Genomic DNA, 20069 nt, shown 5'->3' with positions numbered 1-20069 from the left:
TCGATCAGGGCGTCGACGACGGTTACGGTGCGCCGGTCCGCGAGTTGCACCATCGTCAGAAACCGCGTCTTGCGGTCCACGAGGGTAGCGACCTGACTGATCTTGCTGCCCAGAATCAGATCGCCCTCCAAATACCCTGTAGCACTGCGCGTTTCGGCTTCAGCAGGTCGTTCTTCGATGGGACGCGCCCCGATGATCTGCGATCGCCACTGCCCTTTCGCGCTGTGATGCTTGTTCTTGCGGATCGGCCTTCTGGTCCGCAGTGCCGTCTCCGCTGGATGTTTCGGGATTAGCTTCCATCTGCTCGTATAGACGCCGCGGTAGATGGTCTCGTGGCTGATCCGCATGTCCGGATCGTCGGCGTGGTCCAAGGGCAGCCGCCGGGCGATCTGCTCCGGCGACCACTCCAACTCCAGCTTCTCCACGACATGCTCGCGCAAGCGAGGATTACGTTCCAGCAGAAGCTGTTTCGGCCTGCGCCGGCGCTCGTCGGCACGCTCCTGCGCATCGAGAGCGCGGTAAGCGTCGCGGCCGCCGTTGCGCTCGACCTCTCGACTGATCGTCGATGGCGACCGATCCAGCTCGACTGCGATGGCCCGCAACGATATTCGAGCGCTCAGCCCGCGCGAAATCGTCTCTCGTTCCGCCGCGTCGAGGTGCCCGGTGCGCGGCCGGCGCGGCGTCGGAGCAATCCCTCCGTGGTACTTCAGCGTCGTGTAGACCGACCCGGTTGCCACGTCCAATGCCCGTGCGATCACGCTGATCGACTCCCCGGCCCGCCACCGCCGCCATAACTCCGCCTTTACTGCATCCGACATCCCCGGACGACCGACCCGCGCCACCAAACCCTCATTCCACCAGCACCGTTGCGTTGACCCGTTGAATCTAAGCCGGCTTTCCTCGAATCGAGGGGCCTTCGCCCTACAGCTGGACGATCGATCACCGGGACATGAGCGTTGGGATACGCCGCAAAAATCAACGCTCATGTCCCGGTGATCGCATGTCCAACAACCCATCAAGGCCCGCGACGGCAGTGGATCAGGCCGAGCGGTTGAATTCTTCGCGAGCAGCACCGGCGGTGAAGGCATCCCACTGGCTCGGCGTGAAGACCAGTGCCGGGCCAGTGGGATTCTTCGAATCACGCACGCCGACAGCGCCTTCCGCAAGCCAGGCGACCTCGACGCAATCGCCTTGGCTACCGCTGTGGCTGCTCTTGAACCATTCGGCGTGGGACAGGTCAACGTTGTTCATACTCAAACTCCTTCGTCACCCGGCGAACCAGATCCCGGGTCGGTTGGTCCTCGAGCGCGGCGCTTCGGATGGCTGAAGCAAACTCTATATAGAGCCGCACATCATCGGGCTTTTCCAGATACACGTCCTGGGTTGGACCGCCCTCGATGTACACGATCGGCGGTTCGGCTACTGCGTCCCCGATCTTCGTGTCGAACTCGAGAATCGTGAAAGAGCCACGCGGCAGCCCCCACGTCAGCCCTGCTGAATATGGGTGCAGTCGCACGCTGACGTTGGCCAGCTTCGACACCTCGGCCATGTGACGTAGTTGAGCCGCCATGATCCGTCGGCTGCCGACCATCCGGTGTAGCGCGGATTCGTGCAAAAGTACTTCCAGCACGACAGGATTGGTCTTGCGAGTGACGATGGTCTGGCGCTTCATGCGATGCTCGACACGGCGGTCGATGTCACCGGTGCCAGTAAAATCGGGGTACGCGCCGATGATGGCGCGGGCGTAGTCGACGGTTTGAAGTAGTCCCGGAATGTGCTCGTGGTAGGTGATCAGCCGCTCGGCGGCGGCTTCGAGTCCGGTGTACATATTGAAAGCATCCGAGTACAACCCGCCGTACGCGTGGTACCAGCCTTGGGTTCGGGCGAGCGTTGCGAGATCGATGGCGGCGAGGGTGGCGGTGGGGTCGACACCGTAGACCTCGCAGAGTGCACTCCCATCCTGCTTTCGGACCTTCTGGGTTTGGCCTGACTCGATGCGCTGAAGGGCAGAGGTAGACAGGTCGGCCAGCTTCGAGGCTACGGTCAAGGTGAATCCATTCGCCTCGCGCCATTCGCGTAGAAACCGGCCGAGCTGCCGTCGCGGCAGTGTCGAACTCGGGTTGAACTCGGTGTCGTCGTGAGCGCTGTTCATGTCGGCGTCCCATCACTGTGTGAAATCGGGTCGATCGGATCACGAAATCGGGTGCGGTTCACTGTGTTTGCGGATAGGTTCTTGGGCTTTCGAACGAATTGCTATCGGGAATCCGATTTTAATGCAGTCCCTGCCTGGCCGGTGGTGTTCTGAGACCACGGTGACGACAGGGAGGAACGCAGCGATGTCCAGCAAGAATCCATGGTCGGTGCAGGCGATCATCGACCGCATCAACCGTGAGAAAAAGGCGGCCGAGGCCGAGCGTGCGTTGGCTGAAGCGAGCACTGTCGGGTATTCGGTGCGCGGATTGTGGTCCTGCTACGCCGATCCCGGGGAGTTGAGTGCTGCGCAGGCGCATGTCGCGATGCACTTGCATCTCGAGTGCGGGGTGAACAACTGCCGGGTGCGGTGGCAGCCGCGGAATGCTCTGGCCGAGGCGGGGCGGATGGTGCTTGATGCGCGGGCCGACCGGGCGGTGGCTCCTCGGGTGAAGCTGTTCACGCTGTTGCGGGTTGCGGTATTCGGTTATGGCGCACTGTTTTTCGGTGGGCGTCATGCCGTGCGATGACCGGGATCAGGTGGAGCGTCAGGTGATCGTGGATGTGCTCGATACCGTCGAAGCCCAACTGCGGGAACGGGAACGGCATGGGTGGCGATTGACCGTGCCGCGCTCGCGGGTCTATGCGATCGTGCTGCACGCGGTAATTGTCAGTGCTCGCGCGGCACACCGGTATCCCGCGACCCTCGATGGGGCCGACATTCTCGATGCGATCTTCGACGGCGCCGAATCCGCCGGTTCCGACAGCGCCGGACGGTTGGTCGAGGACGTCATCGGACGTCACACCGTTCACATGAATTGACCCCATCGACCTTCGGCCACATCAGGATGGAGGATGTCAGCGGGCCGGCGGGGGTGGCGTCCAGCGGTTGATGCGGGGTCCGGCGGAGGCGACGCCGTAATCGGGTTTGAGGTGTTCGGGGATGGCGTACTGCATGACTCGGCCACGGGTGAGGGAGCTGAGCTCGAAAATCGATGTCAGGTGGCCGAGACGGTCCAGCGCCCAGGCGCCCAAAGGCGAACTGTCCTCGATGGTTTCGAGGACACCGAGCAGAGCCGGAACGGTTTTGACGGCCGAATCCCAACCGGTGCGCGGCACACGCAGCCAGTCGGCGCAGGTATCGCCGATGAGATAGCGGATCAAAGCGGCCACCACGGGATCGAAGAGAGTGCCGGGCACAACCTCCTCGTAGAGATTGATCAACTGACGAGTGAGCTGCGCGCCTTCCTCGCTCGGACCCATATAGCGCACCAGATAATCGTCGAGGAACTCCCGCGCGGAGGTCAGGTCCGCGGGTGCGTGCGCCTGGTCGACGCCGAGCATGGCGCCGACGACCCGCCAGGCGTAGTAATACGCCCCGGCGCCCTCCACGCTCATGTGGATGTTGAGCCGATGCAGGCTGTCGAGTACCAGCAGCGAGAACAGCAGCTGACTGCCGATCATGTCTTCCTGGCAGATGGGAACACCCAAGGTTGCTGTGTCCCAGCGGTTTTCCCGCACCAGGTGATGCCGGATCGCGGCATGCAGCAGCCGGACCTTCTGCACGGCGGGGATGAAACGGCTACCGGCCTCGAAGGCGTCGGGACGCATCAAATAGACGGTGAATTGCCCGGTCTCCGCCATACGCTTGGACGGGTATTGCAGCGAATGCGTGGCCGACAGCAGTTTGGCGATATGCGGTACGACATAGCAGGCGGGCATGGCGGCGAAGGACAGCGCGGTGGAGATGTGCACGTTGTTGTCGATGAAGAACAGCCGCGCCCGCTCCATTTCGCCCCAATCCACCCAGTCCGGTGGGGCGGCGGTCTGGTGCAGATACTCGCGCGCGATATCGGGAAGATCATCCGGGAGTGGCGAGCCCGCGGTCGAAACGTAACGCATCAGCGTGTTGAACTTGCCGACCTCGCCGCGCTCGAACAGGGTGGCCACGGTGGCGTCGGCGAGTTCATCGCCGAGCATCCGCAAGGCGCCGAGAGGTTGGGACATCGAAACTCCTCAGGTCGGGCGGCGACGGGAGTGCTTGTGCCGCAACATCAGTGGCCGCGGGTGGTGGCGGTGTGCGCGAGCTCTGTCAGCGCCTGCGCGGCGCTCGCCGGCAGCTCCGCCCGCGCGAGCACGCGGGTGGCGGTCCGGACCCGCGCGTGGATCATCTCCTCGATGCGGGCCGGGGAGCCGATCCGGTTCATCAGCTCGCGCAGGTCGTGAAGATCATCGGGACCCTGGTCCCGACGCTCCAGCAGGGTTCGTAGTTGTTCGCGCTGCCCGTCATCGGCGGAGTGCCAGGTCTCGGCGAGCAGGGCGGTGGGGCGACGGCCGCGCAGATCGTCGAGGTTCGACTTGCCCGTGGTGGCGGGATCGCCGAACAGTCCGAGCAGATCATCGCGCAACTGAAAGGCATCGCCCAGCGGTAATCCGTACGCGGAGAAGGTGTGCTGCAGGCTCTTGCTCGCACCGGCCAGCGCCCCACCGATCAGCAGCGGCTGCTCGACGGTGTACTTGGCGGTCTTGTACCGGATCACCTTCATCGACTCCGCCAGATCGGGAGTCGAGCCGGTCGAGATGATCTCCAGGCATTCCCCGGCGATCAACTCCCGAGCCAGAACCGCCCAGAGTGCACGCGCACGCGACAAGTACGCCACCGGCAGACCACTGCTGAGGAACAACTGCCCGGCCGCGGCTATCAACAGATCTCCGACCAGCATGGCCAGCGCCCGCGCGGACTTCCGCGGCCGGGGTTGTCCGCCGAGCGAATCCCGCAGCGCGATATGCGCTGTGGGCAGACCGTGCCGCAGCGGACTGGCATCGATGATGTCGTCGTGCACGCTCGCCGCCGCGTGCACCAATTCCATTGCGGCCGAGGCACGTACGAGCGCATTGCTGTCCGGCTGCCCGGCCGCTCGCCAACCCCAATAGCAGAACGCCGCCCGCAAACGTTTGCCATGAGTGGCCGTGACCACCAGCTGATCGGCGACCGGCCGCAACCGCGGATCGATCTCCAGCAGCTGTTCGCACTCGCACGCAACGAATTCCCCCAGCGCGGCATCGATACGAGCCTTGAACGCAACCGGGTCGAAGTGCTCAGGCATTGCCGCGGCGCGCCTGCGCACGCTGAGCGAGATACTCCAGATGAGCCTGCGGAACGGTGTCATACCGGTCCAGCACCAACCGCCCCCGCGCCTTCAAATCCGCACCGGCCGCACCTACGAGATCGGCCGTATCCGAGCGACGCAACACCCGAAAAGCCCGATTCACCACCGGCCCAACCCGACTCAGCGCGGCATCCGCCAGCCCCACCGCCAAAAGCACGGCATCCTCACCACGTGACCCGGAATCGAATGCCCCTTGCCCCATACGATCAGCTCCCACATCCCTAGAAGTGGCCCTGACACCGTGCCGCCCAACAACTTCCGGATCAGTCAGGCAAAGCCAGTGTGGCATGGGTCGATCCGGGACACGTCGAAAACCGAACGATGATCATTTCGCCGCGCGGACACCTGCAACGCGTCAACCCCGAAGCTCGCGTGGTGTACGTGGACAACGATCCGATGGTCCTCGCGCACGGCCGGGCGCTGCTGGCCGAGAACAACAAAGCCACGATCTCCACCTGCGACATCTTCCAGCCGCTGGAAATACTCAAAGACGCATCGGTTCTCGAACACCTGGATTTCAGCCGCCCGCTGGCCCTGCTGCAGGTGGGGACACTGCACCATTACCTCGGCGTGGACTCGGCCGCGCTGATGCAGACCTACATCGACGCACTGCCGGCCGGATCATTCGTGGCGATCTCGCACTTCTTCGACCCGCGGGATCCGCAGGAGCCCGAGCTCAGCGAACTGGCGGTCCAGATGGAGGACAAGTTCATCCACAGCCCGATGGGCAGCGGCCGCTTCCGCACCCGCGACGAAATCCAGGCCATGTTCGGCGATTTGGAGATGATCGAACCCGGATTGGTGTTGTGCGACGACTGGTGGCAGGACGGCCCGCGCCTACGCATGCTCAGCGCGGTGCGCCACTGCATAGTCGGCGGCGTCGGCCGCAAGCGGTAGCGCACGAGCACCACGCCGATTATGGAAGTCGACCGGGCGCCTGACAGTGTCCGGTCGCACCGACTCGGCTTGGCGGGTGAGCTATTTGCCGTAGTCGGGGCGATCGTGGGTGGACTGCGCCGCGTGCGCGATCTCGGCGCGCTCCAGCCATGTCAGCCAGGGGCCCGCGCCGCGGCGGGGTTCGGCGTAACCGTCGGTGGTACGGACTATGCGGGTGCCGGGCTGTTCGAGCCAGCGCACCAGGAGACCGACCTCCTCCGGGAGGGCGCCATGTAGTGGGGGATGGGCCGGCACGGGCGCGGTCGCACGATTCGGGGCGGGATCGAGTTCCCGCGTGGAAGCGAGTTCGGGTGGGGGAGTGGGGGTTCGGGGTGAGGCGTTCAGGATGGGCGGGATGACGGTTTCGGCGGCGGCGACCAGGCGGTCGACGGTGCGCATGGGGGAGATGCCGCGCGGCGCGTTGCCCGCGGAGGCGAGGCGGCCGTGCCGGATTACCGCGAACTGCCAGCCACCGGCGCCGTCGGGGTGGGCGGCTATCAGTTCGGGGAGGCGGGTGAGGGCGTTGAGGCGCTGGGTGCGGCGCAGGGCGCGGATCACCGTGGTGGCGCGGTCTCGCAGGCGGGCTGCGGCCTCGAAATGTTCTGCGGCAGAGAGGGATTCGATCTTCTGCTGAATGGCGTGCAGGATCACGTCGCTCTCGCCGGCGAAGAGCGCGCGGACCGATTCCGGGGCTCGCGCGTACTCCTCTATATATAGGGGCCTATTTTCGGCGCTCGCGGGGCAACCGCCGACTATGGCGGGCGGGCAATCATGCGTGCCGGTGCGCGGGATGCGGGTGGTGCAGGTGCGCAGGCCGCAATTCTCGGCGATGGTGGTCGCCACCTCCAGGGCATCCGCGCGAGAAGTGAAGGGGCCCAGCGCATCCCGCGTAGGTGTGCGCGAGACGGCGAAGCGCGGGAACGCCTCCTCGGTGAGCGTCAGCCACCATGCGCGCTGCGGGAACTTGGAGCGGCGGTTGTACGGCGGGGTATGCGCGATCAGCAGACGCAGTTCGCGTACACCCGCCTCCAGGCCGTGCGCGCACTCGACGTGATCGACCCGGGTCGCCAACTGCACCATCTCGCGCATGCGCGGACGGGTGTCCGAACCGGTGAAGTAGGTGCGCACGCGGCGGCGAAGATTCACCGCGGTTCCTATATATAGGACTTCATCCGAAGGACCCCGGAAGAGGTACACGCCGGGCGTCGCCGGAAGATCCGCCGCGAGAGTCCGTTTCGCGCGCTGGCGGCGCGTCACCTCCGGCAGATAGTCGAGCAGCTCGGTGAGACTGTGCACCCCCTGATTCCCGACCCTGGCCATGAGCGCGTGCAGCACATCCACCGTCGCCCGCGCGTCATCGAGCGCGCGGTGCGTCGGCCGCGTCTGCGAGCCCAGCAACTCCGCCAGGAACGACAGCTTCACCGACGGCGCTTCATCCTTGTTGAGTACCCGCCGCGCCAGCTGCACCGTGCACACCACTTGGAAAGCAGGCCACGGAATCTCGCTACGCGCCGCCGCCGCGCGCAGGAACCCGGTATCGAACCGCGCGTTGTGCGCGACCAGCACGGCCCCGTTCGCGAACTCCAGGAACCCGGGCAGCACCTGTTCGATCGGCGGCGCATCGATCAACATGGCCGTCGTGATCCCGGTGATCTGCACGATCTGCGGCGGAATCGCCAGCCCCGGATTCACCAGTGTCGCGAACTCACCGAGTACCTCACCCCCGCGTACCTTCACCGCCCCGATCTCGGTGATGGCATCCCCCTGGGGACTCGTTCCGGTCGTCTCCAAGTCCACGACCACGAACGTTGTGTCGTAGAGCGGTGTTTCGAGCTCATCGAAGGCCAGCTGTTCGGACACGACCGGCAAGCGTAGGCCGAGGGTCCGACAGATTCGGCCGACGGCGATCCGTACGGGCACAAGATCATGCACGAGGCTCCTGAGCGGCTGCTGAGGCCGTTGCTGGACGCCACAGCCGGGATTTCGACGACCTGCGGAAATGCCTGAATTTGTCATCGAGATCTTCGAGTTGAAATCCACGAATTTCACGAATATGCGAGAAAGTGACGGGGATCACATTGATTCATAAAGTGAATCAACGTGAGCGGATGTGACGGACTGTCCGAGTCAGTGTCCGGCGGATGCTGCCTCGGTAAGGGTCGCCTTGGGGCGGTTTGCAAGTCCCCCGGTCAGCGCCTGGTTGGGTATGATGCCTCTGACCTCGTGTTATTCGGAATCTGTCCTGCGTGGAGGGGTTGTCCAAGGCGCTTGGTTACCGACGGGTAGCTCCGGGGGTGCTCTCGCCGAATTGGTCGCTGTTATTGTTTCGTGATTGCTGTGACATTTATCGCACCGAAATGACGGTGCGTAACAATTTCCAGCCATGGCCCGTCGGTCGCCGCTTTACAAATCACCGTTATCGGCTCGTAATCTTCCTGAGACCTCGCGGAGTCCGACCCACCAAACCGGTGCGGCGTCGCGGGGCAGATTGGAAGTACCTCACCATGGCGACCAAGACCGTCAAGCGGGCCCTCTCGGCCGGTGCCGTCGGCGCTGCCACGCTGAGCGCGCTGCTGCTGCCCGCCTCTCCCGCATTGGCGCAGCCGGTGATTATCCCCGGCGTCGGCGCCTTCGAGGTGCCGGACCAGATCCAGCTCCCCGCCGGAATCCCCGGCGTGCCGGAGTCCATCCCGGTGCAGCTGCCCGCCATCCCCGGCGTCGAGCTGCCGGGCGCCCCCGCCCCCGCCGCGCCGCAGGCCGGTCCGCGCCAGCGGGTGGTGGACGCCGCCATGAGCCGTCTCGGCGATCCGTACGTGTACGGCGCCGCCGGCCCGAATGCCTTCGACTGCTCCGGACTGGTGCAGTGGTCCTACGCGCAGGCCGGAATCAGCTTGCCGCGCACCAGCTATGAGCAGCTCAGCACCGGCGCCCCCATTTCGGAGGATCAGCTGGAGCCGGGCGATGTGGTGTCGTTCTACGGCGGCAGCCACTCCGGTATCTACGTGGGCGACGGCAATGTCGTGCACGCCTCGACCTCCGGTCAGCCGGTCAAGGTCGCCCCGATCTCGTCCATGCCGTTCGCCGGCGCGCGCCGAATCTAAAAATCTCGAATCGAAGATCCGCAGGTCGAGCGACCTGCGAGCGAACGGCGACCGTAATGATTTTGTGGCCTGCTGGACACAACAGGTCGCCGTTTCGTAACCTATTCGAGACCTTCTTTTCCAGCTCGGGGTAAGAGAACGGGACCACGCCGACGGTGGCAGCGCAACATCGCACGAAGAAACTCGTAGGTGGAGCCCTCACAGCAGGGGCACTCCTGGTGGGAGCCGATAACATCGGACCCGCGATGGCCGATCCGGTCGCCGCACCGGCATCGGCCGGGGAAGCGGTGCAGCGACTGATCGACCTTTCGAGGCAATCCGAACAGCTCAACCAGCAGGCGCTGAACGCCCAAGCCGATCTCGACATCAAGGTCGCCGCCGCCACGGACGCCGATACCGAGGCCGCGGCCGCCGCATCCACCCTGGACGCGGCTCGCTCCGAGATTCGTAGATATCAGCCGGTTATCGATCGCGCGGCCAGTTCGGCCCTGCTCGGTAGTCGTACCAACCGGCTCACCTCGCTGCTCGTGAGCTCCTCACCGCAGCAACTGCTCGATCAGATGTCCATCGTGGATCTGGTGGGGGCGCGCACCAATGATCAACTGAGCCAGTATCAGAGGGTCAGCAGTGCCGCCTCCGCCGCCGAAATCGCCGCGCGCACCGCCGCCGACGCGGCCCGGGCGGCGAGTGCACAGGCCGACGCCGTGCGCACCGACCTGGAAGCCAAGCGGGCCTCGCTGCAGGGATCCATGGCGGGCGTCATCGCCGCCTGGGGTCAGCTCTCGGCCAAAGATCGCTCCGCCCTTGCGGGTTCGATGTTCCCGCCGGGATTCGACAAGGACTCCCTCCTACGCGGACTCGTCCCCGGCAGTGGCACCAGCGCCCTGGCCGCCGGACTCACCCGGATCGGCGCACCCTATGTCTGGGGTGCGGTCGGCCCGGAACAATTCGACTGCTCCGGCCTCGTGCAGTGGGCCTTCCATCAGGTCGGCAAGAACGTCCCGCGCACCAGCCAGCAGCAAGCCGGCTACGGCACGCCGGTGGACGAGCAGGATCTGCAGCCCGGCGATGTGGTCTTCTTCTATTCGGACATCTCCCATGTCGGTATCTACGCGGGCAATGGTTTGATGTTGCACGCGTCCACCTTCGGCGTTCCGGTTCAGGTCGCGCCGATGGGATCAACACCTTTCAACTCCGCGCGTCGATTCTGACCAACACCACGAGGTGGCAATGAGCGCACTGCGGCAGGTACGCGGCTGGTTGTCGGCGAAACGACGGTTCCAGTTCTGCCTGACCCTGGTCATGGTGACCGGGTTGACCGGCGCCTGTGGTGCGCTACTCATGCTGCCCAATTCGGTACTGCCCAAGATTCGAGCGGTGGTACCGGGCGCGGACAATGTGCTCGTCGCCTCCGATCCGCAGGTGTCCGGGCTGCATCGGCTGATGGATTCCTACGGCAAGGTGAACTCCGAACCGGTGAGCACCGGGGCCGGGAAAGTCGGTGTGGTGCTGGGACATCCGGCGCGCAGCGGCGATATGGATGTACTGGCGGGGGAGTTGTCGGCGGCGACACAGGCGGTCAGCGCGCTGTGGGGTTCGGACTGGTCGCAGGCTCCCGTGGTCGTAGTCGCCTCCAGCCCAGCCGAATTCGCGGCGCTCACCAATGCCACCGGCAACGTGCCCGCCGAAGTCGCCGCGGCGACGGTCGCCGATCCCTTTCATCCGGGAAGTAAGGTCACCGGCCAGCGCGTGGTCTTCGGACCCGAGGCCGGTCGGCGACTCGGCCCGGATGGCCTGCGGTCGGTGCTGCGGCACGAGCTCACCCACGTCGCCACTCGCGCGGTGACCGTGGACGGTTCGCCGCAGTGGATGCTCGAGGGTTTCGCCGAGTACACCGCGCATCGGGGAATGCGTCAGTCCATCAACGAGATCGCGCCGACGCTCACCGCTCGGGCCCGCGCGGACAATCTCCCGGCCGATCTGCCCGCCGACGCGGCCTTCGAACCCGCCAGTGGTGAGGCCGCCGCCGCCTACGAACAGGCTTGGTCCGCCTGCGCTTTCATCGCCGACCAATTCGGTGAACCCCAATTGATCTCGCTCTACCGGCAATTGGCCACCGGCCCCAAGGATCACGCCGCGATCGAGGCGATCCTGGGGAGCACCCTCGGCGTCTCCTACCCGGATTTCCTGGCCCGCTGGCATTCCTGGATCACCAGCCGCAGCACCGCGGGCGCCTGACTCGCACGACACGCACTCGAAGGGGTGCGAGGTTTCGGTCCGGGGCGAGCCCGCGGCGTGAGTGCAGTAGGTTGATCGCATGGGGCGAACGCTGCTGGTTACCAATGATTTCCCGCCACGACCGGGAGGTATCCAGTCCTACGTGCATGCGCTGGCCATGCAGCTACCCCCCGATGAACTGGTGGTCTACGCGCCCCGCTGGAAGGGCGACAGTCACTGGAAATTCGATGCGGAACAGCCTTTTCAGGTGGTGCGGCATCCCACCACCCTGATGCTGCCGACTCCGCTGGTGGCCCGGCGCGCGGCCAAACTGCTACGCGACGAGCAGTGCGATCGAGTCTGGTTCGGGGCGGCGGCACCGCTGGCGCTCATGTCTCCGCTACTGCGGCGGGCCGGGGCCGAACGAATCCTGGCCTCCACACACGGGCATGAGGTCGGCTGGTCCATGCTGCCCGGCGCCCGCCAGGCCCTGCGTGCCATCGGTGACCACACCGATGTCATCACCTATGTCAGTAAATACACGCGACGCCGTTTCTCCGCGGCCTTCGGTGCACAGGCCGCCCTCGAATACCTGCCGCCCGCAGTCGATTCCGAGGTCTTCAAACCGGACCCGGCCGCCCGCGCCGAACTGCGTGAACGCTACGGACTGGGCGATCGCCCGACCATCCTGTGCCTGTCCCGGCTGGTCCCACGCAAGGGCCAGGACATGTTGCTGATCGCGATGTTGGAGATTCGCAAGCAGATTCCGGGCGCGGTGCTGGTCATCGCCGGTGGCGGACCGTACGAACTGAAACTGCACGCGTTCGCCGAATCGCTCGGCGTCACCGATGACGTGGTCTTCACCGGCCGCGTCCCCGCCGCCGAACTGGCCGCCCACCACACCATCGCCGATGTCTTCGCCATGCCGTGCCGCACCCGCGGCCTCGGCCTCGACGTGGAGGGCCTGGGCATCGTCTTCCTGGAAGCCTCCGCCACCGGAGTCCCCGTGGTGGCGGGCAATTCCGGCGGCGCGCCCGAGACCGTCCGCGAGGGCGAAACCGGTTACGTGGTCGACGGCAAATCCCCCGAATCCATCACCAAGGCAATCGTCGACGTCCTCTCCGACCGCGACGCCGCCACCCGTATGGGCGCCGCAGGTCGCGCCTGGGTGCAAGAACAATGGCGCTGGGATCGCATGGGCGAACGCCTGCGCGACCTGCTCGACCCGCCGATCCACACCAAGCCGAACACAGGTCTGAACTAACCGACGGAGAAACACGGGCGGGCTCTGGGTTAGGCTCACCGCGTGAGCAGTATCCAGGTTGCCGATCAGACCTTCGTCGCCGCGCCCGGCACCGCCGTCGGCGAAATGCTGGCCGATCGCGGCCGCTGGCGGCAGTGGTGGCCGGACCTGCAGTTGCAGGTGCGGGAAGACCGGGCCGACAAGGGAATTCGCTGGACCATCAGCGGTGCGGCGACCGGCACCATGGAGGTGTGGCTGGAGGAAATGCTGGACGGGGTCGTCCTGCACTACTTCATGCACGCCGAACCGAAGGGCGTCGAGGGCATGTCGGCACGGGATCTGCTGGCCGTCAACCGCACTCACCGGGTCGCCGGGAAGAAGATGTCCTTCGAGGTCAAGGCCCGGCTCGAGGCCGGTCGCAAGGCCGGGGTCGCGCCCGCCGCCGCGCAGTAGCCCGTTCCTGTTTCCGCCCTTCGAAAGGAAGCGTTGTCACCCATGGCCGATCGAACTCAACGGTCGATCGTGATCGACGCCCCCCCGGATCGAGTGATGGCCGTCATCGCGGACCTGGAGTCGTATCCGGAATGGGTCGCCGCGGCCCGCTCGGTCGAGGTGCTCGACAAACTCCCGGACGGTCGCGCCCGCACCGCGCGTTTCGTCCTGGATGCCGGAGTCGTGAAGGACACCTACACGCTCTCCTACACCTGGCGTCCCGACGGTAAAGCCGTCAGCTGGACCCTGGTCGGCGGTGATCTGCAGAAAGCGCAGGACGGCAGCTATGAGCTGATCGCGCTGCCCGACGGCGGCACCCAGGTGGTGTACGAACTCACCGTGGACCTGAACATTCCGATGATCGGTATGTTCAAACGCAAGGCCGAGAAGGTCATCACCGATACGGCATTGAAAGAACTCAAGAAACGGGTCGAAGGCTGACCGCGAGCAGGACCGAGCGACCTGCCACCCGAGTGGAACTGTTCGTCGGCAAGGGCGGGGTAGGAAAGACGACGCTGGCGTGCGCGACCGCACTCGCCTACGCGCGCGGCGGACAGCGGGTGCTGCTGGCCTCCCTCGATCAGGCCCATTCCCTCGGTGACGCACTGGGATTCAGGTTCGCGCATCAACCCGGCAGTGTGCCCGGGGTGGCCGCGGTGCAGCCGGGCCTGGATGTGATTGAAGTGGATTCCCTTGCGCTGCTGGAGGATCGGTTCCGCACCGTATTGCTCATGGTGTCGGGCGAGGGCCACGAGCACGGAATCGATCTCAGCGCACTCGATCCCGCCGAACTCACCGGACTGCCCGGCGTGCAGGAAATCCTGGCGCTGCTGGAGATCACCGAATTCGCCAAGGCCCAGCAGTGGGATGTGATCATCCTGGACTGCCCGCCCTCGGCCGATATGCTGCGCATTCTCACCGCCCCGGACACCCTGCTCGGCTATCTCGAACGGGTCTGGCCCGCGCATGCGCGCACCCTCAGCACGATCGGCGGTGACCTGCGCCGCGCGGTGCTGGCGGTGACCGTCGAACAGATCGTGGCCGCGGTGACAGCGGCCCGCGATCTCATCGCCGATCAGCGGCGCACCACCGCCCGCCTGGTCACCGCGCCCGAACACGTGGCGGTGGCCGAATCGGCCCGAGTGCGTTCCGCCGCAGCGCTACTCGGCCTGCGCCTGGACGCGGTCCTGGTCAACAAGGTGCTCCCCGAGACCGCCGCGCCCGACTACGGCGCGAATATCCACCCCGCCGTGCAGTGGTATTTCAACCGGCGCGGGGAACAACTGGATGTGGTCATCGATCTCCGTAAACGTATGGGCGGCATCCCCGTCCAGGTGGTGACGCATGCCGGGACCGAACCCGTCGGCCTGAGTTCATTGACGGCACTGTCCTATGCGGTCGATGCGAGTGGTAACTGGGTGGGACCGGGTCCGGTCCCTATGCTTGGCACAGATGTGGACGGGGTGCCGTCCGTTTCGGCCGGGCCGACGGTTCTGCTGGAGGCGGGAAGGGGTGTGCATTCGGTGTTCGCCATGCGTATGCATCTACCCGTGGTCGATCCGTCGACCCTGCAGCTGGGACGAGTGGAGGACGATTTGATCGTGGGAGCGGACGGGGTCAGGCGCCGGCTGCGGCTGGCATCGGTATTGCGGCGGTGCACGGTCGATACCGCCGAACTCGACGGCGATCAACTGGTGATCCGCTTCCGGCCCGATCCCGAGGTCTGGCCGAAATGACCGCACCGCACGGCCACCCGCGGGCAGGCCACCCCGACGATAATTTCGGCGAATTCGCCGAAGAGCTCCGCCTGCTCGCCGAAGCGGTCCTCGAACGCGTCGAACCCGTGCTGCGCCGCACCGCCACCGACGGGCGCACCCAATGGTCCAGCTGCGCCTGGTGCCCGGTGTGCGCCGCCGCCGCGGTGGTCCGCGGTGAACACCACGATGTGGTCGCCGCCATCGCCGACCACGGCACCGCCCTTGTGACCGTCCTGCGTGAAGCATTGGCCGGTGTCCCGGTCGAACCGGTGATCCCGCCGGACCTGGACCCCGAATCCCCGGAATATCAAGCCTGGCTGCGCGATTCATTCGGCCACGGCGACTCCGCCGGGAACTCGGGCCGGGCCGACGGCGAGCCCGGTGACGGCTCGGGCAGCGAATCCGCGACTCCCACAGGTGAATCCGGCACGGTTGGGGAGTCGGCCCACGATCACGCCGCTCCGGGTGGCCGGAGTGCGGGCGCACCCAACGGGCCCAGCGCCGCACTGGCCGGGCTCATCGCCCGATTCGCCGCAGGCGCACAAGGCATTCGGACCGAGCGCGACGCCCGCGCCGAGGGCGATACGACCGGTGCCCGATCGGGCGGGGAATCCGAAGCTCGCGCGGCGGCGGAAGGTGACGAAGGCGTGAGCGCTCCCATGCCCGGTGATGCCTTCGTCGCCGATACAGGGGCGACCGCCGGGCGTCGAGCCGGTGGTGATTCCTCCGGCGCGGCGGCTCGGACCGGCATGGCAGCGGGGCGTCGTGAGCGCGAAACCTCCGGTGGCGGCACGTCTTCCAGCGGTAGTGCGGGTACGGCCGGGCGGCCGGGCACTGCGTCCGAGCGCGGCGACGAAGGTCGCGGGCGGGGGGCGACGCGGGCCGGGTATGTCCCCATCGACGTAACCATCAAGGCATGAGGGGCGGTGGGCAGGTGCCGCTGACAGTGGGAATCGATGTGGGGGGCACCAATATTCGCGCGTCGGTGGTCGACGGTGCCGGTGAGGTGCTCGATACCGTGACCGCGTCCACGCCGCAGTCGGCCCGGGCATTGGAAGACGGACTGGCGCGGGTGGTGCGGGAGCTGTGCGCTCGGCATGCCATCGGCGCGGTCGGACTCGCGGTCGCCGGATTCGTGGACGAGGACCGGGCCACGGTGCGGTTCGCACCGCATCTGCCGTGGGAGGACGCACCCGTCGCGCGGCGGCTCACCGATCGCCTCGGACTACCCGTGCTGCTCGAACACGATGCGAACGCGGCACTGTGGGCGGAGTACCGATTCGGCGCGGCGGCGGGCGGGCGCAATGTGGTGCTGGTGGCCATCGGTACCGGAATAGGAGCCGCGCTGCTCATCGACGGGCGGCTGTATCGCGGAAGTTATGGCGTCGCACCCGAACTCGGTCACCTGCAGGTGGTGCCGAACGGTCGCGCCTGCGCCTGCGGTAAACGCGGCTGCTGGGAAAGGTATTGCAGCGGAACGGCTCTGGTCGATACCGCCCTGGAAAGGCTGGCCACCGATCCGGCCCGCTCCACCATGCTGGCCCGGGACGCGGACCGCGATCCGGGTTCGCTGACCGGTCGCCGGGTGGCGGGCGCGGCGCAGGACGGCGATCCGCTGGCCCAGGATGTGATGGCCGATTTCGCGCGCTGGCTCGGCCTGGGTCTGGCCTTCGTCAGCGATATCTTCGATCCGGATCTCATTGTGGTGGCGGGCGGTGTGAGTTCATCGGCCCCGCTCTTCCTCGACGATGCGCGCGAGCACTATTCGGCCTCCATCACCGGGGCGCGGCACCGCCGCCTCGCACGCATCCGCACCGCCCAACTCGGCGAGGCCGCGGGCATGATCGGTGCGGCCGAACTCGCCCGCGCAGCACTCGAGGCGCAGCGTGATGCGGTGCCGGCCGGTCCGGCCGGGCGCTGACACGCCCGCCGAATCACCGACCATGACGTAAAACCTTGATGAACCACAGACATCCGACAGTGGGCGGTTGGTCACCGTCAAGTCTCAGCGGTAGAGTCCACAAGTGAGTGTGGTGCCCGCAACGAGGCCGGTCCCGGGTATCGAAACAGGGGAAAGGACGCAATGTTCTACTGGCTGCTGAAGTTCGTCTTGGTGGGACCATTCATCCAGCTCATCAATCGGCCCAAGGTCGAAGGTGTGGAGAATATCCCCGCCGATGGCGCCGCGATTCTGGCCGGTAACCACCTGTCGTTCACCGACTGGCTGTTCACCCCGCTGGCGAGTCCCCGCCGCATCACCTACTTGGCCAAGGCCGAGTACTTCACCACCCCGGGTTTCAAGGGCCGCCTGCAGAAGTTCTTCTTCTCCGGTGCGGGCCAGTACCCGATCGACCGTTCCAGCGGCACCGCCGCCGAGGGCGCCCTCGACTCGGCGCGCAAGCTGCTGACCGAGGGCCGTCTGGTCGGCCTGTACCCCGAGGGCACCCGCTCCCCGGACGGCCGCCTCTACAAGGGCAAGACCGGTGTCGCCCGACTGGCCCTGGAGACCGGTGTCCCGGTCATCCCGGTCGCCCTGATCGGCACCGACGAGGTCTGCCCGCCTGGACCGTTCCGCTGGCGTCCGCGCAAGGTCACCGTGAAATTCGGTAAGCCCATCGACTTCTCGCGCTACGAGGACATGGGCGGCAACCGCTTCGTCGAGCGCGCCGTCACCGACGAGATCATGTACGAACTCATGCGAATGGGCGACCAGGAGTACGTGGACGTCTATGCCGCGAGCCTGAAGAAGGGCGTCCCGTCGGGCACCCGCCCCGACGCCGACCGCATCCCCCAGACCATGGCGGGCTGAGACACCTCAGCCGAACCCGGGCCCCGAGAGCAACTCTCGGGGCCCGAGTCATATCCGGGGCTACGCTCGTCGAGGTCATGCGCCCAGTTTGCGACCGATGTGGGCAATCCTTGCGGTTCCCCCAGCGCCGTTCAGTCGGAAGTGGATCCGCCCCACGCCCGGAGTGAATCGAGCATGCATGTCGAAGACCTGGGTCGTTCCATCCAGATCGACGAATTCGCAGAGTCGGCGGCGTTGCTCGTGTTCGGGCGTGATTTTGCTTGCCCACACCGGTTGCCGACCACTCGTGGGAACCCATTCACTGATGGACCGTTGAATTTCGGTGAGGCGTACGAGGACAGGTCGGACCCAGCCGGGCGAGAGATTCGTCAGCTGGTCCTCCACACGTGGTAGGAATTCCAGTGCAGGGAATCGTTCGCCCCGTTCCTTCCAAATCTCGATACCGGTCTCGACAGCATTATCGCCATCGAATGTCGCGAGCCAATCTGCGTGAAAATCGCGGTGGATGGGTGCGGATGCGTGACGCACTGTCACGGTACCCTCGACCAATTTGTCCGCTTCTTCGTCCAACCAGAGTTTTCGGACGGGAATATGTGAGGTGTCCCAGTCGAGATGCGTGGGCAGGCTGACGGCCAAGCCGTCGTGATTGTGCGCGACGCCCAGACCTTGTGCTATCCGTCCATTGAACTGGAACTCGTCGTCTTCTCGGATCTCTGTGGCCAACTCCTGGAATGTATACGGAGCCTTGTTCTGCATCACTCGGATTGCTCGCCAGAGATCCCGGTTTCGGCCGTCGGCTGCCCAGCGATTCATCGGATAGCCCGGTGCCAGTTCGATATTCGGCAACTTCATCGGCGTCACAAGGGCGGCTTTGGGAGCTACGGCGCGCAGCGTTTCGATGAACTGCCGCATGGCACAGTCGATTTCGGCGGCAGCCAGCTGTTCTTCGCACGAGAGCTCGTTCAAGACGAGCAGTACGGGCATTCGATCCCCCGGGTATTGCGGCGCGATTCAGTCGATCAGTTCATCCAGCGCCCGGTCCCACTCGTCGAAGAAGCCGTCGGGCCACTGCGCGATGGTACCCGCCGGGCCCACCTCGATGGTTTGAAATGCGTGACCTGCTGTCGATCCGGAGTGAAAGTAGTGCAGTTTCAGTTGATCCCGTTGAATCAGGTTCTTCTTCACCGCGATCCGAACACCGTTGAGGATGTGATCGCTGTGCGACTCCACGATGACTTGCGCACCGGTCTTTGCCGCTCGCACAACAAGTTCCGCGAGGGCTGATTGCCCCCGCGGATGGAGGTGTGCCTCGGGGTTCTCCAGCAGGATCAACGCCCCTGGCTTCGCCGTGAGGCAGGCAACGATGATCGGTAGGACGTAGGTGAGACCGAATCCGACGTTGGTGGGACGATATTGGTTCGATGAGGTGAGCCCACCAGTGCCGTGGCTGTAGGCGATTCGAACCGCATCGGTGCCGTCGATGCCCGTTGCGGTGAGATTGATTCCGGGACAGAGATGGCCAAGCCAGGCTTCGGTTTGCCGCAGCAATTGGTCCGAGACAGCGGCCGGATGTCGAACCTCCGGCGATACTGGATCGTCCTGATGCTGCCGCAGCACATCAGCGGTGTACTCCCCGCGAGCGCCGAGAAATCCTTGCCTGCTCCTGCTGGAGCGGGGGTAGCTCACGGCCGGATTGATGCGATCGGCCCGCAGGTACTGGAAAAGGCTCGACGTCAGGAAGTTCGGTCGCGGATTCGATAGCCATTCCTGCATGGTCGGCATGGATTCGAATTTCAGAAAGTCTTCGTCAGCGTCGTATCCGGCCGACCATCGGAACCGGAATTCCTTGCCGGTTGTAGGATCTTCGCATTGGAAATCCAAAGTTATCTCGCCATTGGCAATCCATGATTCATGCCGTAGGTCGCGGCCTGTGCCGAGTTCGACCATTTCCCCATTGAGGGTGAACCCGCAATAGGGATTTGAAGGCGACCCGAAAATTCGTCCTGTCTCCGCCGACTGACGGGTCAGGGCGAATGCCTGGAGCACTGTGCTCTTCCCTGAGGAGTTCAGTCCGGTCAAAAGGGTGAATTGGCCGAGAGGAACTGTCTGATCTGCGAATCCTTTGAAGTTCAACAATCGGATCTCACGGATCAT

Annotated in this window: 22 protein-coding genes; 13 read left to right on the top strand and 9 right to left on the bottom strand. The window is 65.4% G+C overall.

Translation table 11 applies throughout. The features are described 5' to 3' along the window. The 3 genes from GFY24_RS35190 to GFY24_RS35180 all read right to left on the bottom strand — a co-directional run. Window positions 1-758, bottom strand: a 758-nt coding sequence (locus tag GFY24_RS35190; protein WP_194853141.1) for an IS30 family transposase, incomplete at its 3' end; no start/stop codon positions are given. A gap of 280 nt (window positions 759-1038) precedes the next feature. Then, a complete protein-coding gene (locus tag GFY24_RS35185) occupies window positions 1039-1251 on the bottom strand; it encodes a DUF397 domain-containing protein (protein WP_153809426.1) in 213 nt (70 codons plus the stop codon). Further along, complete coding sequence (locus GFY24_RS35180) at window positions 1238-2152, bottom strand: helix-turn-helix transcriptional regulator (protein ID WP_153809425.1); 915 nt, start codon at window positions 2150-2152, stop codon at window positions 1238-1240. Before GFY24_RS35180 ends, GFY24_RS35185 begins: the two co-directional genes overlap by 14 nt. Window positions 2153-2360: 208 nt before the next feature. Between GFY24_RS35180 and GFY24_RS35175 the strand changes: the two genes are divergently transcribed. Together GFY24_RS35175 and GFY24_RS35170 are read left to right on the top strand one after the other, a co-directional pair. Next, window positions 2361-2720, top strand: a complete 360-nt coding sequence (locus GFY24_RS35175; protein ID WP_153809424.1) for a hypothetical protein — start codon at window positions 2361-2363, stop codon at window positions 2718-2720. Next, entirely contained in the window at window positions 2707-3012 is a 306-nt protein-coding gene (locus tag GFY24_RS35170) for a hypothetical protein (protein ID WP_153809423.1), read from the top strand. The genes GFY24_RS35175 and GFY24_RS35170 overlap by 14 nt, the downstream gene beginning before the upstream one ends. A gap of 36 nt (window positions 3013-3048) precedes the next feature. On the opposite strand, the gene GFY24_RS35165 is transcribed toward GFY24_RS35170, so the two are convergent. Genes GFY24_RS35165 through GFY24_RS35155 form a run of 3 tightly spaced genes read right to left on the bottom strand, consistent with a single transcriptional unit; the run spans window position 3049 to window position 5562 of the window. Further along, complete coding sequence (locus GFY24_RS35165; protein WP_153809422.1) at window positions 3049-4197, bottom strand: oxygenase MpaB family protein; 1149 nt, start codon at window positions 4195-4197, stop codon at window positions 3049-3051. Window positions 4198-4244: 47 nt separating this feature from the next. Next, entirely contained in the window at window positions 4245-5297 is a 1053-nt protein-coding gene (locus tag GFY24_RS35160; protein ID WP_153809421.1) for a polyprenyl synthetase family protein, read from the bottom strand. After that, window positions 5290-5562 (bottom strand): polyprenyl synthetase, encoded by a 273-nt coding sequence (locus GFY24_RS35155; RefSeq protein WP_153809420.1) that lies wholly within the window; start codon window positions 5560-5562, stop codon window positions 5290-5292. Before GFY24_RS35155 ends, GFY24_RS35160 begins: the two co-directional genes overlap by 8 nt. A 119-nt stretch (window positions 5563-5681) precedes the next feature. Between GFY24_RS35155 and GFY24_RS35150 the strand changes: the two genes are divergently transcribed. Continuing rightward, window positions 5682-6257, top strand: a complete 576-nt coding sequence (locus tag GFY24_RS35150) for an SAM-dependent methyltransferase (protein WP_153809419.1) — start codon at window positions 5682-5684, stop codon at window positions 6255-6257. An 81-nt stretch (window positions 6258-6338) separates the two neighbouring features. Here GFY24_RS35150 and GFY24_RS35145 read toward each other — a convergent pair whose 3' ends face one another. After that, window positions 6339-8165 (bottom strand): DEDD exonuclease domain-containing protein, encoded by a 1827-nt coding sequence (locus GFY24_RS35145; protein WP_228566965.1) that lies wholly within the window; start codon window positions 8163-8165, stop codon window positions 6339-6341. Between the two features lie 635 nt (window positions 8166-8800). On the opposite strand from GFY24_RS35145, the gene GFY24_RS35140 reads away from it, so the two are divergent. From GFY24_RS35140 to GFY24_RS35095, 10 genes are all read left to right on the top strand, one after another. Continuing rightward, window positions 8801-9397, top strand: a complete 597-nt coding sequence (locus tag GFY24_RS35140; RefSeq protein WP_153809417.1) for a C40 family peptidase — start codon at window positions 8801-8803, stop codon at window positions 9395-9397. A gap of 218 nt (window positions 9398-9615) precedes the next feature. Continuing rightward, on the top strand, window positions 9616-10608 hold the full coding sequence (locus GFY24_RS35135) for an NlpC/P60 family protein (RefSeq protein WP_309231703.1): 993 nt from the start codon (window positions 9616-9618) through the stop codon (window positions 10606-10608). Window positions 10609-10627: 19 nt separating this feature from the next. Further along, on the top strand, window positions 10628-11635 hold the full coding sequence (locus GFY24_RS35130) for a hypothetical protein (RefSeq protein ID WP_153809416.1): 1008 nt from the start codon (window positions 10628-10630) through the stop codon (window positions 11633-11635). Between the two features lie 79 nt (window positions 11636-11714). Continuing rightward, the gene (locus GFY24_RS35125) at window positions 11715-12878 is read left to right on the top strand and encodes a glycosyltransferase family 4 protein (protein WP_153809415.1); all 1164 of its coding nucleotides are present in this window, start codon (window positions 11715-11717) and stop codon (window positions 12876-12878) included. A gap of 42 nt (window positions 12879-12920) precedes the next feature. Beyond that, on the top strand, window positions 12921-13310 hold the full coding sequence (locus tag GFY24_RS35120; protein WP_309231702.1) for a polyketide cyclase / dehydrase and lipid transport: 390 nt from the start codon (window positions 12921-12923) through the stop codon (window positions 13308-13310). 42 nt (window positions 13311-13352) lie between these two features. Further along, on the top strand, window positions 13353-13790 hold the full coding sequence (locus GFY24_RS35115) for an SRPBCC family protein (protein ID WP_153809414.1): 438 nt from the start codon (window positions 13353-13355) through the stop codon (window positions 13788-13790). Window positions 13791-13822: 32 nt separating this feature from the next. After that, window positions 13823-15085 (top strand): ArsA family ATPase, encoded by a 1263-nt coding sequence (locus GFY24_RS35110; protein ID WP_309231701.1) that lies wholly within the window; start codon window positions 13823-13825, stop codon window positions 15083-15085. After that, a complete protein-coding gene (locus GFY24_RS41365; protein ID WP_194853140.1) occupies window positions 15082-16026 on the top strand; it encodes a hypothetical protein in 945 nt (314 codons plus the stop codon). Before GFY24_RS35110 ends, GFY24_RS41365 begins: the two co-directional genes overlap by 4 nt. Further along, the gene (locus GFY24_RS35100; protein ID WP_153809413.1) at window positions 16023-17027 is read left to right on the top strand and encodes an ROK family protein; all 1005 of its coding nucleotides are present in this window, start codon (window positions 16023-16025) and stop codon (window positions 17025-17027) included. The genes GFY24_RS41365 and GFY24_RS35100 overlap by 4 nt, the downstream gene beginning before the upstream one ends. Before the next feature lie 162 nt (window positions 17028-17189). Beyond that, a complete protein-coding gene (locus GFY24_RS35095; protein ID WP_153809412.1) occupies window positions 17190-17915 on the top strand; it encodes a 1-acyl-sn-glycerol-3-phosphate acyltransferase in 726 nt (241 codons plus the stop codon). 75 nt (window positions 17916-17990) lie between these two features. On the opposite strand, the gene GFY24_RS35090 is transcribed toward GFY24_RS35095, so the two are convergent. Together GFY24_RS35090 and GFY24_RS35085 are read right to left on the bottom strand one after the other, a co-directional pair. Continuing rightward, on the bottom strand, window positions 17991-18827 hold the full coding sequence (locus tag GFY24_RS35090; protein WP_153809411.1) for a hypothetical protein: 837 nt from the start codon (window positions 18825-18827) through the stop codon (window positions 17991-17993). Window positions 18828-18926: 99 nt separating this feature from the next. Beyond that, on the bottom strand, window positions 18927-20069 hold the full coding sequence (locus GFY24_RS35085) for a DUF3696 domain-containing protein (protein WP_153809410.1): 1143 nt from the start codon (window positions 20067-20069) through the stop codon (window positions 18927-18929).

Source organism: Nocardia sp. SYP-A9097, from assembly GCF_009649815.1.
In the GTDB taxonomy this organism is placed as follows: Bacteria; Actinomycetota; Actinomycetes; order Mycobacteriales; family Mycobacteriaceae; genus Nocardia.
The sequence above is the reverse complement of the archived record's forward strand: the minus strand, read 5'-3'. Positions and strand labels throughout refer to the sequence as shown.